Genomic DNA, 16,454 nt, shown 5'->3' on the forward strand with positions numbered 1-16,454 from the left:
CTCCTTTTTAGCGACTAAACAGTTCTTGCACCCAAGAACGTTTTTGTTGCGGCTTATCACCCACCAGCAGTGCGACTAAATCACTCAAGCCTTGCTGCATTTCTGATTTAGTATCAATCAGTTGATGACCTTGAAGTAGGTAATGGTTCGCTTTGTGGTCAAACTCAATTTTGCAGTCGGCTTTGCGGCCGAAATATTTACTAACGTCAGACATACTGATTGAAGCCGCATTATCTGGACGCGATTGATTCATCACGGTAAGAAGCGGCAGCTCTGGATAGCGTGTTTCTAGCTCAGACACTACGCGGTTTAATTCTCGTAGCGACGACACCGTGGCATCAAACACCACCACTAACGTATCAATCTCAGCCACTGCACGATCGAACTCTTCATTTGTGGTGACGGTATGTGAATAGTCTTCAATCACAAATGAATGGTTCTTAACCACTTGCTCTTTGAGCGCTTGGGTATATTCATGCAGCTCAGCACGCGTAAACGCATCCGACTCCAAACCTAAAATCGCGAGGTTTCGTTCCAAACGTTGTACTAAGCTAGTGGCGAAATCACCATCAATGCTCGATACCAAAGTACCTTTTCGTACACTGCGTTTACTGAATTTCTGCAAACCTAAAAGCACATCGATATTACTGCCGGTGTAGGTGTGATCAACCAACAAGGTAGGCGTTTTATGATGACGCCCCAATGAACGTGCCACTTCACTGGCGATCAAAGACGTTCCAACACCGCCTTTCACACCAAGAAACGCCACTTGCTTTGCTTTTCGATTCGAAGCCACACCACTTTGCTGCTGACGGTTTCGACGTACACCATGGTAAAACTCCATGATTTCTTTGTCGGTCGCAGGCCAAAATAGGTAATAGAAACCAAGCTGTTTTAATGCACGAATCGTTGAGATCGCATCTTCGCTGCCAACGACCACAACCGACACATGTGTAGGCAGTTGATGGGCAATGTTTTTTGCATCTTCAACCACGCTTTGGCTTTTATTCAGCTCAACAATCACCACTTCCACACTTGAGTGCGTATGCAATTCTGGGTAGTTTTTTTCTTGGTTGTTCACCGTAATTGGCTCGACTAAGCCTTCAAAGCGAAACGCCTTATGAACTAAGTCTTTGCACGCAGCGGTTTGATACAAGAACGCACACTTATTTTCTTTTTGTTGAGTGTGATTTGGCGTGCTCTTACTCAACTTATCCACTAAATCAAACATGATGAGTGTTCCTCATTATCAAAGCGCATTCTGCGGATTAACCATCGACTGCCAACGGCTGCCATCGGTATAACAACCTAGGTGACCCAAACCGTAATCACCAATAACCTCTTGGTGGCATACCTCAAGCTGAGCTTGAAGCTGAATCACCGATACTTGCACATCAAAGCGATGAGACTCCGGGCGATGTTCGAGTTCTAACTGTTCGGCTGCTACGCCTTGCTGCAACAATGCGATGCGGTAATGCTGCGCCAACTTTTTACCTTGAGCGTTGTAACTGGTGATATGCCATTTACTGCCCGCTTGATTCGGATACTTACGAACAAACTGAGTGAGCTTATTCATGGCATAAACTTGGTTCTGACTTTGTACCGCAAAGTTAAATTCTGTCGGTTTGAGTGCAATGCTTGTCCCGCGAGGTTCAACAATATGGTCGGCGCAGCCGGATAGTGCCGCAATCGCTAGTAGAGCTAACATCCAGTTTTTCATTGACGGAAACCTCCCGCGTTAAGAACCTCACCAGCCCATTGGTCTTGAGCTTTGTCATAACTACCATCAAGTGCAAAAAAGCGTCGTAACGTGCCGGTTTTTTCCATGGTTGGTAGCTGGATTTGATTGGCTTTCACTGGTTTCACCAAGTTGACGGTTGCCACAATAATCAGCTCGGTTTTGTTGCGTTCTGTTCCTGTGTGACGAAACAGCGCTCCTAAAACAGGAATGTCACCAATAAAAGGAATTCGTGTCAGTGATTCGCGCTCTTCACTATTAAGCAGGCCACCCAAAACAAAGCTTTGACCGTCACCTAATTCAACTGTGGTTTGTGCACGACGAGTTTTGAAAGCCGGCAAATCAAACACTTCACTGGTGTAGGTGTTATCTAAAGAGCTCACCTCTGGTGACAATGCCAATTTGATTTTGTCGTCACGCAGCACTTTCGCCATCAGATCTAAACGCACACCGAATTCTTTGTAATCGACATCGCTAGCACCATCGACCACCGTCACAACAGGCATTTCACCACCAACTAAGAAACTTGCTTGCTCGCCAGAAATTACCGATAGATTTGGTTCAGCCAGCACTTGGCCGACCTTGTCAGAACCGACAGCAGAGATAACAGAAACAATGTCATCGGCACTAAAGCTGGTTAACTGATCGACAAAGATGCCAACATCACCACCAGATCCCATCTTGATACCAAAATCTTGAATAAAGCTGTGGGAGACTTCTGCAATGGTCAACTTGACGTTAACTTGCTTCGTCGCGGTGACTTCAATGTTGTTCACCACACCTTGATAGGTAGGGCGAGACATAAAATCCACTTGAAGGTCGTCAGTCGAACTATCGAGTTCTGGCATTTCAAAATCATGGTTACTGGAAGACTTACCCAACAACTCACCCACCAAGGTGTAGATGTTGTCGCGTTCATTGTCTGAAACGGCACTACCACTAAGTACAACGTTGTTACCAATACCGTTAACCTGAACATCAGAGTATGGATACTGCACTTGAATTTGCTGCTCAATATTGCGGTAGCTTTTGCTGACAATCAGGGTTTGGTTGATAAGCTCAAAACCATCACGGTCAAACACGATGAACGATGCTTCACCTTCTGATTTACCCAGTAACACCACCTTGTGAGCATCGATAACTTGGTAGTCCGCCACTTTTTGGTTGGAAACGAACACCGAATCAACTTCAGCTTTAAACGATAGGGTTCTTGCGCCACCAGCCGAAAGCGTCGTTATGCCCTGAGCCTGTAAAGCCGTGGAAACAAGCATTAAGCAATAGATGCTAAATCGAGTTATGGTTTTCATCTTGCCTCCTAGTTGAATCGATATTCTTTGATCGATTGGGTTTTCGTGGTTTGCCTTTCATCAGCAAAACGAATCACATCGCTTGAGTTCGCATGCAGCTCATCCACAAACTGCTCACCAATCGATTTATGTACCGTAATTTCTGCAATGCGTTTTGCTACCGACAACTTAGCCAACTGACGGTTAGTTACTTGCAACACTAAAGTGACATCAGTGGTTTTCTGGTCAGTCAATGTACTGACTAAGCGTTGTTTCGAGATCATGTACAGCACAGGCACTTGAGCAATTAGCGGTGTCATGGTCAGGTGTTCAATGTCCGACACGGTGTTGTCTGCCGAGAGGTTTTGATCCATGGTGGAAATAACAGAGATATCGACTAAATCACCAACGGCAATCGTTCCTCCTACCACATCATCACCCGGTACCGTGATATTGAACGGTGCGTAACCAGGCTTGGCCATGGTCGAGAGGTAATCGCTTTCTCCCGGAGAAGTCAGCACCTCTTTCGTCACCCATTCACCTTTATTCAGAGCTTCCACCGCAATTAGGCGCTTGCTCCAATCGAGCTTAATATCGCTTTCAATCCCTTGTTGCGCCGCTTGTGACTCGGTTAAGTATTCAATCACCAAATCTCGACGTTGTAGTGCTTCACCTCGTTTTAGCTCACGCTTTAACGTCCAGACTTTAAATTTTTTCTCTTCTTTCTTCGGCTGTTGTGTTTGTACAACCGGAGCAGTTGGCTGTGATTGAGTCACGCCATAAAGCCCGACCGAAATGGCAATCGCCGCCAAAACAAGAATGACTTTTGAATTCATGGTTCACCTATAAAGATGCAGCGATGCCAAACAGGCTCCCGAGACAAATGGGCACACCATAAGGCACACCTCTTTCCATCCCAGCAGGATGATTACCGACTTGGCTAACGATCCACTGCGTCAGAGCAAGCACTCCGCCCAAAGTGACAATCAACCAAATCGTCAACGGCAAAAACTGCGGTGCAATCATCAGTGCAAATGCAGCCAGTAATTTGCTGTCCCCCGCTGCGAGGATTCGTAGTTGAAACAGCACAGCACCTATCACCAATATCACCATTGAAGACAGTGCGTGACTGTACTCCCCTTTACTCAAGACAAAAAAAACACCCAGCAAAGCAACACTTAACGCCACTCCATTGGGTATTTTTCGGTATTTGATGTCTTGATAACTGGCTATAAAAGCCATGGTGGCAAGGGGAAGCAGCCACCATAGTTTTAATATCATTCAATAAATGATTACGCTGGCTTATTAGCGTTTGCTGCTGTGATGTTGTCTGAAATAGTAGAAACAGCACCTTCCAAAGCTTTATAAAGCGCGTCGTTAAATACCGCTAGTACGATTGCTGACATGCACACGCCTAGGATTGCGTATTCAATTGCCGTTACGCCACGCTCGTCGTTTTTGAATGATTCGATGAACAGTTGTGTTTTTACAAATAGGTTAGTAAACATTTTGACTCCTCAATTTTTCTAACACGTCAAAAAGATGACGGAGAGGATAGTAAGAATTGAGGGGATTTTGAGCAAACCTAGACGATGGTGCCTGACACTGCTCTGACAGATAGCGAGGTTTCATTCAGGTTGGATTCAGCTTTCGAATAGGAAAACATTTACTTAATCACAACAAAAATTATTGTGGTCCGATTTTTTCTTTTTCCGCTTAATTCACACTTTGCGTCGTATAGACATTAAGGTAAGGTCAAGGATTATCCTATTGACCAGTCAAAGACTGGCGTTAAGACACATAAAGCAATCACAATGAATTAGGTATAACGACACATGCAGTTCTCAAAGTTTGGTGAAAAATTTAATCAGTATTCAGGTATCACGCAGTTAATGGACGATTTAAATGATGGTCTGCGCACACCAGGTGCCATCATGCTCGGTGGAGGTAACCCAGCCGCCATTCCTGCCATGCTCGATTACTTTCGCCAAGCCAGTGAGGAAATGCTCGCCAGTGGGGAGCTCGTCGCCGCCCTCGCCAACTATGATGGCCCGCAGGGCAAAGACGCGTTCGTTAAAGCGCTGGCTCAGTTATTCCGTGAAACTTACGGCTGGGATATTTCAGAGAAGAACATTAGCCTAACTAACGGCAGCCAAAGTGGCTTTTTCTACTTGTTCAACTTGTTGGCAGGTAAACAGCCAGACGGTTCGCACAAGAAAGTGCTACTACCTATCGCGCCTGAGTACATCGGTTATGGCGACGCGGGCATTGATGAAGATATCTTTGTCTCTTATCACCCAGAGATAGAGCTGTTAGATAACGGTCTGTTTAAATACCACGTCGATTTTGAGCAGCTCACCGTCGATGACTCTGTTGCGGCAATCTGCGCGTCTCGCCCAACTAATCCAACAGGTAACGTCCTGACAGATGAGGAAGTTCGTAAACTGGACAAGCTGGCACGTGAGAACAACATTCCGCTAATCATTGATAACGCCTACGGTCTGCCTTTCCCGAACATCATTTTTGAAGATGTCGAACCGTTCTGGAATGAAAACACCATCCTGTGCATGAGCCTATCTAAACTTGGCTTGCCGGGCGTGCGTTGTGGGATTGTGATTGCGAGTGAAGAAATCACGCAAGCGTTGACCAATATGAACGGCATCATCAGCCTAGCACCGGGCAGTGTTGGTCCAGCGTTGGCAAACCACATCATTGGCAAAGGCGATCTGCTTAAACTGAGCTCTGAGGTAATTAAGCCGTTCTACAAACAGAAGTCGCAACGTGCGGTTGAACTGCTCCAAGAAGCGATTACCGATGAGCGATTCCGCATTCACAAACCGGAAGGTGCTATCTTCTTGTGGCTATGGTTCGATGAACTGCCAATTACGACAATGGAACTGTACCAACGCTTGAAAGCGCGTGGGGTCTTGATTGTTCCGGGAGAATACTTCTTTATTGGTCAGAAGGACGAATGGGATCATGCACACCAATGCTTGCGTATGAACTACGTTCAAGACGATGAAATGATGCAAAAAGGCATTGCGATTATCGCAGAAGAAGTGGAAAAGGCTTACCGCGAAGGTAAATAGACCGATTGAACTCAGCCGCTTCTCTTTGAAATTGCGGCCTTGCAATAGTGGCTTTGAAAGCCCCAAACTAAAAAGAGCGCCCTTTTCCGTAATGGAAGGCGCTCTTTCTCATTCTATAACCGTGTGGTTAGCTGAAATGTCTTTAGCTGATTAGCTGTTTTCAATCAGGTTATTGCCACCAATAGCAATCTTACGTGGTTGCATTGCTTCTGGAATTTCACGAACTAAATCCACATGAAGCAGACCGTTTTCCATTGATGCACCGACAACTTTTACGTAATCCGCAAGTTGGAATTTACGTTCAAAGTCGCGCTCTGCAATGCCTTGGTAAACGTAGTTTTTACCTTCTTCGGCTTTACGCTCGCCCTTCACGATCAACATGTTTTCGTTTTGAGTCAAATCGAGTTGATCTTCAGCAAAACCAGCAACTGCCATAGTAATACGGTAGTTGTGCTCGTCTTTTTGCTCGATGTTGTATGGAGGGTAACCGCCAGAAGTGTTCTTCGCAGAGCTTGCTTCCATCAGGTTGAACAGACGGTCGAAGCCAATTGCATTACGGTATAGTGGTGAGAAATCTACATTACGCATAATCTATCCTCTTTTAAGCAATAGTCTTAGCCCAGATGAAGGTCATCCACGTGGCGCATTTATGCAAGAAAACGCCGAGCTAAGGGATCCGATGGTTCATTCCTCTGACCTACTCTTTAGGTGCGGGGACATGATGTCGAATCTAGGGTCAAGTTGTGTGCTAAAACTGAGTATCCTCTCCTGAGCGATCTCGTTTAGCGATTCCAGAGGCGCTGTTCTTCTCTTGTTGAGCAAGTTAGCCATCCCTCTTCATAACTAGATATAAGGTCGAAAAATGGGCTTTCAAGGGCTCCGGTGAAAATATTTTTAGCTCCCCGACTCGGTCATTCCTCCCTCTCGAAGCGTTCCCATATTCACAGGGCGCAGCCGTTCTCGTTACTTTTATCTGGTTTCTCCCACTCAATAAAAAAGCACCACCCGAAGGCAGTGCTTTTAAAATTCTATCAAAAGAAATTTAGATTCGTTTTTCCGCAGGGGGATACGCTTAGTTCTAGGAGAAGGCGCGCAGCATACAAGTGTATGTGAGCACCTTCGACAACGAAATCAGCATATCCAGCAAAGGAAAAATAGTCTAAACGTCTAGGTTTGCTACTTTAAGCGCATTCTCTTCGATGAAGTTACGACGCGGCTCAACTTGGTCACCCATTAGCGTGGTGAACAATTGGTCTGCGCCTACCGCATCTTCAATTGTTACTTGCATCATGCGACGTGTCTCAGGGTCCATTGTGGTTTCCCAAAGCTGATCTGGGTTCATCTCACCTAGACCTTTGTAGCGCTGTAGGCTTAGACCACGACGCGACTCTTTGATTAGCCACTCAAGTGCAGATGCAAAGCTTGTTACAGGCTGAGTACGCTCGCCACGTTTGATGTAAGCGCCTTCCTCAATCAGGCCATCTAATGCTTCCGAAAGCTCAGCTAGCTTGTTGTACTCTTTCGAGTTCAATAGGTCGATGCTTAGTGCGTAGTCATGCGTCACACCGTGAGTACGTACGATAATCTTAGGTAGGTTTAGGCCTAGCTCTTCGTGTTGCTCAACTTCGAAGCTGTATTGGCTTGCGCCCACTTCTTTCGCGTTTAGCTGTTCAACTAGCTGTTTTGTCCACGCTTCAACTGCTGAAGCATCGTGGCATTGCTCTGCCGTTAGGCGCGGCGTGTAGATTAGCTCATGAACTAGCGCGCTTGGGTAACGACGGCTCATGCGATCCGCTAGCTTGATACCAGCGTTGTATTGCTGAACTAGCTTCTCTAGCGCTTCGCCTGCCAATGCTGGCGCTTCTGCGTTTACGTGTAGCGATGCGTTATCAAGTGCCAAAGCCACTTGGTATTGGTTCATCGCGTCTTCGTCTTTGATGTACTGCTCTTGCTTGCCTTTTTTCACTTTGTAAAGTGGTGGCTGAGCGATGTACACGTAGCCACGCTCGATAAGCTCTGGCATTTGACGGTAGAAGAAGGTCAACAGTAGCGTACGGATGTGCGAACCATCGACGTCAGCATCGGTCATGATGATGATGTTGTGGTAACGCAGTTTGTCCGGGTTGTACTCGTCACGACCGATACCACAGCCTAGTGCCGTGATCAGAGTTGCTACTTCTTGAGAAGAAAGCATCTTGTCGAAACGCGCTTTTTCTACGTTAAGAATCTTACCTTTTAGCGGTAGGATTGCTTGGTTCTTACGGTTACGGCCTTGTTTTGCGGAGCCGCCTGCCGAATCACCCTCCACTATGTATAGTTCAGAGAGTGCTGGATCTTTTTCCTGACAGTCTGCAAGTTTGCCTGGCAGACCAGCTAGGTCTAGCGCGCCTTTACGACGAGTCATTTCACGAGCTTTACGTGCTGCTTCACGAGCACGAGCAGCATCGATGATTTTAGAACAAACCATCTTCGCTTCTGCCGGATTCTCAATCAGGAACTCAGACAGTTTCTCACCCATTGCTGATTCAACTGCTGATTTAACTTCAGAAGAAACCAGTTTGTCTTTAGTTTGGCTAGAGAACTTAGGATCTGGCACTTTAACCGAAACAACTGCAGTTAGACCTTCACGAGCATCATCACCCGACGTTGCTGTTTTCGCTTTCTTAGAGAAACCTTCTTTATCCATAAAGGTATTCAGCGTACGCGTTAACGCCGCACGGAAACCTGCAAGGTGAGTACCACCATCGCGTTGCGGGATGTTGTTAGTGAAACAGTAAATGTTCTCTTGGAAGCCATCGTTCCATTGCATTGCCACTTCTACTGAAATGCCATCTTCACGTTCAAAGTCGAAGTGGAAGATTTTCTCGATGATTGGTGTTTTGTTGGTGTTTAGGTGATCAACGAACGCTTGAATACCACCTTCAAACATGAAGTGGTCACTCTTGTCTGCTTCACGCTCATCAACCAACTTGATAGAAACACCAGAGTTTAGGAAAGAAAGCTCACGTAGACGTTTTGCTAGGATATCGTAATGGAATTCGATATTTGTGAAGGTTTCAGCACTTGGCCAAAAACGGATTTGTGTACCCGTTTGGTCTGTATCGCCCACAACCGCTAGTGGCGCCTGAGGTTCACCATGGTGGTAAGTTTGCGTATGGATATGACCGCCACGATGGATAGTCAGTACTACTTTTTCAGACAGTGCGTTTACTACTGAAACACCTACGCCGTGAAGACCGCCCGATACTTTGTATGAGTTATCGTCGAACTTACCACCAGCGTGAAGTACCGTCATGATAACTTCTGCTGCTGATACTTTTTCTTCTGGGTGCAATTCTGTTGGAATGCCACGACCATCATCCGTAACTGAAACCGAGTTGTCCTCATGAATTGTCACAACGATGTCTTTACAGTGACCTGCCAACGCTTCATCAATTGAGTTATCCACCACCTCAAAGACCATGTGGTGAAGACCGGTGCCATCGTCCGTGTCGCCAATGTACATACCTGGACGCTTACGAACCGCATCCAGACCCTTTAGTACCTTAATACTCGATGAATCGTAATTTTCAGACATGAGTTTCTCTCTTCTAGTTTGACTCTATCCTGCCATGTTCCACATGAAACAATTTGCCCGTATCGTCCAACATATCGGCGATTTGGCTATCAGTGATAGAGCTTACAAATACTTGTGCGCCCGTCTCTTTTAAGCAGTCAGCAAGACGCTTGCGACGTTGGCTGTCTAATTCCGACGCAAAGTCGTCAATTAGGTAAATACATTGTTTTCCGGTCATCTCGGTAAGATGTTGTCCCTGCGCTACACGCAATGCACACACCATGAGTTTTAACTGACCGCGTGAAAGAACATCTTCTACTGGTGTTCCATTCACTTTAATTCGCAAATCAGCCTTATTCGGGCCACTAAAGGTGTACCCCAATGACTGATCACGCTCGAAATTCTTTTCTAGTATCTCATGATAGGGTGTGTCTTTATCCCATCCACGATAATACTTTAATTGGATCTCAAATTCTGGCAAAAATGTCTGGCAGATGGTTTCCGCTACGGTTTTCATCTGTTCGATGTAATGCGCACGCCATTGGCTGATATTTTCAGCCAACCTAGCCATCTCTTGATCCCAATAACTGAGCTCTCGATAACTGTTAGCGGTTTTTAACAGTGCATTACGTTGCTTGTTGAGACGTTTAAATCGCCCCCATGCATCATAAAAAGCGGGTTCCGTATGAAACACACCCCAATCGATGAATGCACGGCGATGTTTAGGTCCATCCGTAAGGAGATCAAACCCTTCTGGATGTATCAACTGCAACGGCAGAACTTGTGCAAGCTGCGCCAGTTTTTGCCCAGATTGACCGCCTATTTTAACCTCTGTTGAGCCATCACGCTGCTTATTAATGCCGATAGGTAGCTCAAATTGATCCGAGTTCAAAAAACGACCATGAACAAACAGTTCATCACACTCATTTTGGATGATTCGTCCGGTCAACGAGCTCTTGAAAGAGCGTCCGTGTCCGAGCAAGTAAATCGCTTCTAAGACACTGGTTTTACCGCTGCCGTTCGGTCCAATAAGAAAGTTAAAGCCTGTCGATAAATGAATATCACAGGCTTTAATGTTTCGAAATTGCTGAATGATAAGGCGAGAAAGTGGCATTCAGATGGCTTATAGACGAATTGGCATTACCACATACATGGCACTGTCGTCGTCTGCGTTTTCAATCAACGCACTGGCGTTGGCATCCGACATCGACACTCGCACTTTTTCACAGCGCAATGTATTAAGCACATCCAGCACGTAGCTTACGTTGAAGCCGATTTCGATCGCGTCACCTTCAAAGGTTACGTCCAGCATCTCTTCTGCTTCTTCTTGCTCTGGGTTGTTCGCCGTAATGCGCATTTCACTGCCCGCAAGATTCACGCGAACACCACGGAATTTTTCATTAGAAAGAATGGCAGCGCGAGAAAACGCTTGGCGTAATTCATCACAGCTTGCTTCTAATGTTTTGTTGGTACTTTGCGGCATTACGCGGCGATAATCTGGGAAACGGCCATCAACGAGCTTAGAAGTAAAAATGAAGTTGTTCACTTCTGCACGCACATTTGAACTACCGATTTGTAGTACAACAGGTTGCTCTGGTGCATCCATTAGCTTAACCAGCTCTTGTACGCCTTTACGTGGCACGATGATTTGCTTTTGCGCAAAATCAGCACCCAGTTGTGTTTGAGAAACTGCCATACGGTGACCATCAGTCGCTACACTGCGTAGCGTCGTACCGTCGATTTCAAACAGCATGCCGTTTAGGTAATAACGAACGTCTTGGTTCGCCATTGAGAACTGTGTTTTTTCGATCAGTGTACGTAGATCAGACTGAGTCAGTGACACTTCAACTTCACTCTGCCAATCTTCGATGTTCGGAAAATCGTTCGCAGGAAGTGTGGCCAATGAGAAACGGCTACGACCAGAACGGACTTGTACACGATCGCCTTCCAGCACGAAGGTGATGATAGAGTCATCTGGAAGACCACGACAGATATCGAGAAACTTACGAGAAGGAACGGTAATGCTACCCGCTTCAAAATCCCCTTCTAGAGTCACTTTGCTCACCAATTCCACTTCCAAGTCGGTCGCGGTCATCGATAACACATTATCTTCTACTTTAAGCAGTAGGTTACCCAGAATTGGTAGGGTCGGTCGGCCGCCTAATGCGCCTGAAACCTGTTGTAGCGGTTTGATCAAATGACTACGTTCAATAGTAAATTTCATGCTTGGCTCTTTACGCTGTCAGCTCAATTAATGATTTGCTTGGAATACTGTCATTCTAACCGATTAAGAAGACAGGGTGCGAATCAAGTTAGAGTAATCTTCTTTAATATCGTGGCTCTCTTCACGCAGCTGCTCAATCTTGCGACAAGCATGCAGTACCGTGGTGTGGTCACGACCACCAAATGCATCGCCGATTTCCGGCAAGCTGTGGTTGGTCAGCTCTTTTGCTAATGCCATTGCCAACTGGCGAGGACGAGCAACCGAGCGAGAGCGACGTTTAGACAGCAGGTCCGCCACTTTAATTTTGTAGTATTCCGCCACCGTCTTTTGAATGTTGTCGATGGTCACGAGCTTTTCTTGCAGTGCCAACAAGTCACGTAGCGCTTCACGAACGAAATCAATCGTAATTGGACGACCCGTAAAGTTTGCGTTTGCGATAACGCGGTTCAGTGCACCTTCGAGCTCACGAACATTTGAGCGTAGACGCTTAGCAATAAAGAAGGCCACTTCATCCGCTAGGTGGATTTGATGGTCTTCCGCTTTCTTCATCAAGATCGCCACGCGCGTTTCAAGTTCTGGTGGCTCGATCGCAACAGTCAGACCCCAACCAAAGCGAGATTTCAGACGATCTTCTACACCGCTGATCTCTTTTGGATAACGGTCAGATGTTAGAATGATCTGTTGGTTGCCTTCCAATAACGCGTTGAAGGTATGGAAAAATTCTTCCTGTGAACGCTCTTTATTAGCAAAGAATTGGATGTCATCGATAAGAAGCGCATCAACACTGCGGTAGTAACGTTTGAATTCTTCAATCGCGTTGTTTTGCAGTGCTTTTACCATATCTTGCACAAAACGCTCAGAGTGCATGTACACCACTTTTGCGTTTGGATTGTTATCCACAATCGCGTTGCCTACAGCGTGAAGCAAGTGCGTTTTACCTAAACCCGTACCACCATATAGGAAAAGCGGGTTGTAGGCTGCGCCTGGGTTATCTGAAACCTGACGTGCTGCCGCTAAACCAAGTTGGTTCGACTTACCCTCAACGAAGTTGTTGAACTTGTGTTTCGGGTTCACGTTTGAGCGGTGGTTGATGTTCGCGATCGCTTGAGCGTCGTCATCCCACGTTTTATGTACAGGTTTACGAGCTTGCAATTGTGCAGGCGCTGAAGACTCAGCAGCCACATCGGCCGGCGTACGTGTCGGTACCGGCTTAGGCGCTGCAACTGGGCGGCTGCCCACTTCAAAGCGCAAGCTAGGGACGTCGTTACCGCAGTATTCTTGCAGTAAACGGTTGATGCTGTTCAGGTACTTGTCACGAACCCAGTCCAAAACAAAGCGGTTTGGGGCGAACAGAGTGAGAGTATTGTCATTGAGCTCCGCTTGTAACGGACGAACCCACATGCTGAATTCTGTAGCTGGTAGCTCTTCTTGAAGCTGCTGCAAACATTGCAACCAAAGCGAAGATGACACGGTGCCCCCACTGAGTATTTGAATTATCGGAAAAGACTGGCAATTTTACCTGTTGATAACCAAGATCGCCAGCAATTGATCGACGATCCAGTGAATAAGATCTAAGTTATTCACAATTATTTAGCTGAACATAGAGAGATCAACACATCTTGCCCCAAGATTGCCCACACAACGATCCACATTTGGGCAAAATCCGTCAGATCCAGTAATTGGTGATAACTCTGTGTATGAATTTTCCGTCACCGTTGTTTTTTGATCGCCACCCCTGCTCTTTTCGATCGTTTTTTCATCATTTATTGCTAATTTTTGCCAACTCTCTATACCAAATACGATCTTATTACTCTCAGGACTAGGTTATTGCACTTGGTTATTTATTTAATTGAGCTAACTGACAGTAGTATTTCCAACCATAAAAGTATGGAGATGTATTATGAAAAACTGGATTAAGGTTGCCGTTGCAGCCATCGCTTTGTCTGCTGCGACTGTTCAAGCAGCTGTCGACACTGCCGCTACTGAAGTAAAAGTAGGCATGTCTGGCCGCTACTTCCCGTTCACCTTTGTGAAGCAAGATAAGCTGCAAGGTTTCGAAGTGGATATGTGGGATGAAATCGGTAAACGTAACGACTACAAGATCGAATACGTAACAGCGAACTTTTCTGGTTTGTTTGGCCTGCTAGAAACAGGTCGTATTGATACCATCTCGAACCAAATCACCATGACAGACGCACGTAAAGCGAAATACCTATTTGCAGATCCATACGTGGTAGATGGCGCTCAAATCACGGTACGTAAAGGCAATGACAGCATCCAAGGCGTGGAAGACCTAGCAGGCAAAACGGTTGCAGTTAACCTAGGCTCTAACTTTGAACAGTTGCTTCGCAGTTACGACAAAGACGGCAAGATTAACATCAAGACTTACGATACGGGTATTGAACATGATGTGGCGCTGGGCCGTGCTGATGCCTTCATCATGGACCGTTTGTCTGCACTAGAACTGATTAAGAAAACAGGTCTACCACTGCAACTGGCGGGTGAACCATTTGAAACCATTGAAAACGCTTGGCCATTCGTTGATAACGAAAAAGGTCGTAAGCTACAGGCGGAAGTGAATAAAGCACTTGCAGAAATGCGCGCCGACGGAACAGTAAAGAAGATTTCAGTGAAATGGTTTGGTGCCGACATCACTAAGTAAAACTTTTCTTCTTTTAGGACGCAGAGCTTTATCTCGCGTCCTTTTTTAACTCAATGACAAGGTGGAACTTCGTATTCCACCTTTTCTTTTCTCAAGGTAAGTCGTATGGGATTTGATTTTAATTACATGTTGGAACTGCTGCCAATACTGCTCAAGTATCTTGGCACAACCATGGAAATGGCCACATGGGGATTGGTCTTTTCACTGATTTTAGCCATCATTTTAGCTAATATTCGCGTATTTAAGCTGCCAGTTCTCGATCAATTGAGCCAACTTTACATCAGCTTCTTCCGTGGGACCCCACTTTTAGTTCAACTGTTTTTACTTTACTACGGCTTACCACAAATCTTCCCGATTATGGTCGGTCTTGATGCCTTCTCAGCGGCAGTGATTGGTTTAACACTGCATTTTGCCGCGTATATGGCGGAAAGCATCCGAGCCGCAATCATCGGCATTGATCGTAGCCAAATGGAAGCGAGCTTATCGGTTGGAATGACAACCCCACAGGCCATGCGCCGTGTGATTCTTCCGCAGGCAACGCGTGTCGCACTGCCTTCATTGATGAACTATTTCATCGATATGATTAAGTCGACTTCCCTCGCCTTCACTCTTGGTGTGGCAGAAATCATGGCCAAAGCACAAATGGAAGCGTCATCGAGTTTCCGCTTCTTTGAAGCGTTTCTTGCTGTCGCCCTAATTTACTGGGGGTAGTTGTAATTCTGACGCGAGTACAAATTTGGGCAGAAGCGAAATTGAATAAGGCGTACGTACGATGATCAAATTAGAAAACATCCACAAACGCTTTGGTGACACTGAAGTGTTAAAAGGCATTGATCTCGATATCCAACAAGGTGAGATCATCGTCATTATAGGGTCCAGCGGTACGGGTAAATCGACATTACTGCGCACGGTGAACTTTCTTGAGCAAGCGGATGAAGGTCGCATCACCGTTGATGACATTTCCGTCGACACACAAAAGCATACCAAAGCCGAAGTATTAGCCCTGCGACGCCGCACTGGGTTTGTTTTCCAAAACTATGCCTTGTTTGCCCATATGAATGCACGTCAGAACATCGCAGAGGGCTTGATCACGGTACGCGGTTGGAAGAAAGACGACGCACTTCAGCGTGCTCAAGAGATTCTGGATGACATCGGTCTTGGTGATAAAGGCGAAAGTTATCCAGCGGCATTGTCTGGTGGCCAACAACAACGTGTGGGTATCGGTCGAGCGATGGCACTTCAACCTGAACTGCTGCTGTTTGATGAGCCAACTTCTGCGTTGGATCCTGAATGGGTTGGAGAAGTTCTCTCATTAATGAAGAAGTTAGCTAACCAACATCAAACCATGCTGGTGGTCACACATGAAATGCAATTTGCGAAAGAAGTCGCTGACCGAGTGATCTTTATGGCCGAAGGCAACATTGTCGAGCAAGGTTCTCCACAAGATATCTTCGATAATCCACAAGATCCTCGACTGCAAAAATTCCTTAACCAAGTGGGGATAGAGTAAAGATCAAGCATCAAGATCAATCGATCCTTGAGATTTTACTCACACTACGTATAATCGCTCGGCCGGAATTTCGTACTCATGAGTCATTGACACATTATGTGAGTGTGATTACAATTCCGCCTCTTTGTTGAGAGGCGTCGGTTGCTTCTCTCTATATAAAGAGTTTCTTTATATAAGAAAGCATATTGCCCACGCCGGGTTTAACAAGAACCTAAAACTACTGATCAGTAAAGGTAATTATCATGAAACGCACTTTTCAACCTACAGTTCTAAAGCGCAAGCGTACTCACGGCTTCCGTGCTCGCATGGCAACTAAGAACGGTCGTAAAGTTATCAACGCACGTCGTGCAAAAGGCCGTGCGCGCCTATCAAAATAATCGCTAGTTTAT

Annotated in this window: 15 protein-coding genes and 1 pseudogene; 5 read left to right on the forward strand and 11 right to left on the reverse strand. The window is 45.9% G+C overall.

The features are described from left to right. Positions 1-7: 7 nt before the first annotated feature. From C1S73_RS10520 to C1S73_RS10545, 6 genes are read right to left on the reverse strand one after another with little or no spacing between them, the layout of a single operon-like run. Positions 8-1,231: a CpaE/TadZ family protein gene (locus C1S73_RS10520; protein WP_009708047.1), complete on the reverse strand. Its 1,224-nt coding sequence runs from the start codon at positions 1,229-1,231 to the stop codon at positions 8-10. 18 nt (positions 1,232-1,249) lie between these two features. Continuing rightward, positions 1,250-1,720, reverse strand: coding sequence for a hypothetical protein (locus C1S73_RS10525; protein WP_038870220.1), 471 nt, complete (start codon positions 1,718-1,720; stop codon positions 1,250-1,252). Continuing rightward, entirely contained in the window at positions 1,717-3,045 is a 1,329-nt protein-coding gene (locus C1S73_RS10530) for a type II and III secretion system protein family protein (RefSeq protein ID WP_038870218.1), read from the reverse strand. The genes C1S73_RS10525 and C1S73_RS10530 overlap by 4 nt, the downstream gene beginning before the upstream one ends. A gap of 8 nt (positions 3,046-3,053) precedes the next feature. Then, positions 3,054-3,860 carry a Flp pilus assembly protein CpaB gene (gene cpaB / locus C1S73_RS10535; protein ID WP_038870216.1) on the reverse strand — a complete coding sequence of 269 codons (807 nt, stop codon included), beginning with the start codon at positions 3,858-3,860 and terminating at the stop codon, positions 3,054-3,056. Positions 3,861-3,867: 7 nt separating this feature from the next. Beyond that, complete coding sequence (locus tag C1S73_RS10540) at positions 3,868-4,305, reverse strand: A24 family peptidase (RefSeq protein ID WP_038870214.1); 438 nt, start codon at positions 4,303-4,305, stop codon at positions 3,868-3,870. 11 nt (positions 4,306-4,316) lie between these two features. Then, the gene (locus C1S73_RS10545) at positions 4,317-4,532 is read right to left on the reverse strand and encodes a Flp family type IVb pilin (RefSeq protein ID WP_038870212.1); all 216 of its coding nucleotides are present in this window, start codon (positions 4,530-4,532) and stop codon (positions 4,317-4,319) included. Positions 4,533-4,859: 327 nt separating this feature from the next. Here C1S73_RS10545 and C1S73_RS10550 point away from each other — a divergent pair, with 327 nt between their 5' ends. Beyond that, positions 4,860-6,113: a valine--pyruvate transaminase gene (locus C1S73_RS10550; protein ID WP_009699313.1), complete on the forward strand. Its 1,254-nt coding sequence runs from the start codon at positions 4,860-4,862 to the stop codon at positions 6,111-6,113. 150 nt (positions 6,114-6,263) lie between these two features. Here the strand turns inward: C1S73_RS10550 and C1S73_RS10555 are convergent, their stop codons facing one another. The 5 genes from C1S73_RS10555 to dnaA form a co-directional block, all read right to left on the reverse strand. Further along, positions 6,264-6,701, reverse strand: coding sequence for an Hsp20 family protein (locus tag C1S73_RS10555; RefSeq protein WP_005440850.1), 438 nt, complete (start codon positions 6,699-6,701; stop codon positions 6,264-6,266). Between the two features lie 571 nt (positions 6,702-7,272). After that, positions 7,273-9,690 carry a DNA topoisomerase (ATP-hydrolyzing) subunit B gene (gene gyrB, locus C1S73_RS10560; RefSeq protein WP_038870209.1) on the reverse strand — a complete coding sequence of 806 codons (2,418 nt, stop codon included), beginning with the start codon at positions 9,688-9,690 and terminating at the stop codon, positions 7,273-7,275. Between the two features lie 13 nt (positions 9,691-9,703). Beyond that, positions 9,704-10,783 carry a DNA replication/repair protein RecF gene (gene recF / locus C1S73_RS10565; protein WP_038870208.1) on the reverse strand — a complete coding sequence of 360 codons (1,080 nt, stop codon included), beginning with the start codon at positions 10,781-10,783 and terminating at the stop codon, positions 9,704-9,706. A gap of 9 nt (positions 10,784-10,792) precedes the next feature. Beyond that, on the reverse strand, positions 10,793-11,893 hold the full coding sequence (dnaN, locus tag C1S73_RS10570; protein ID WP_038870207.1) for a DNA polymerase III subunit beta: 1,101 nt from the start codon (positions 11,891-11,893) through the stop codon (positions 10,793-10,795). A 63-nt stretch (positions 11,894-11,956) separates the two neighbouring features. After that, complete coding sequence (dnaA, locus tag C1S73_RS10575) at positions 11,957-13,363, reverse strand: chromosomal replication initiator protein DnaA (RefSeq protein WP_038870205.1); 1,407 nt, start codon at positions 13,361-13,363, stop codon at positions 11,957-11,959. Positions 13,364-13,793: 430 nt separating this feature from the next. Here dnaA and C1S73_RS10585 point away from each other — a divergent pair, with 430 nt between their 5' ends. The 4 genes and pseudogenes from C1S73_RS10585 (at position 13,794) to rpmH (ending at position 16,442) form a co-directional block, all read left to right on the forward strand. After that, positions 13,794-14,555 (forward strand): amino acid ABC transporter substrate-binding protein, encoded by a 762-nt coding sequence (locus C1S73_RS10585; RefSeq protein ID WP_038870204.1) that lies wholly within the window; start codon positions 13,794-13,796, stop codon positions 14,553-14,555. A 105-nt stretch (positions 14,556-14,660) separates the two neighbouring features. Further along, positions 14,661-15,331: pseudogene (locus tag C1S73_RS10590) on the forward strand (amino acid ABC transporter permease). Then, positions 15,328-16,065, forward strand: a complete 738-nt coding sequence (locus C1S73_RS10595) for an amino acid ABC transporter ATP-binding protein (protein ID WP_038870201.1) — start codon at positions 15,328-15,330, stop codon at positions 16,063-16,065. Before C1S73_RS10590 ends, C1S73_RS10595 begins: the two are co-directional and overlap by 4 nt. A 242-nt stretch (positions 16,066-16,307) precedes the next feature. Then, positions 16,308-16,442, forward strand: a complete 135-nt coding sequence (gene rpmH / locus C1S73_RS10600; RefSeq protein ID WP_005378825.1) for a 50S ribosomal protein L34 — start codon at positions 16,308-16,310, stop codon at positions 16,440-16,442. The last annotated feature ends 12 nt before the right edge of the window (positions 16,443-16,454 follow it).

Origin of the sequence: Vibrio jasicida 090810c (assembly GCF_002887615.1) — a bacterium.
Taxonomy (GTDB): domain Bacteria; phylum Pseudomonadota; class Gammaproteobacteria; order Enterobacterales; family Vibrionaceae; genus Vibrio; species Vibrio jasicida.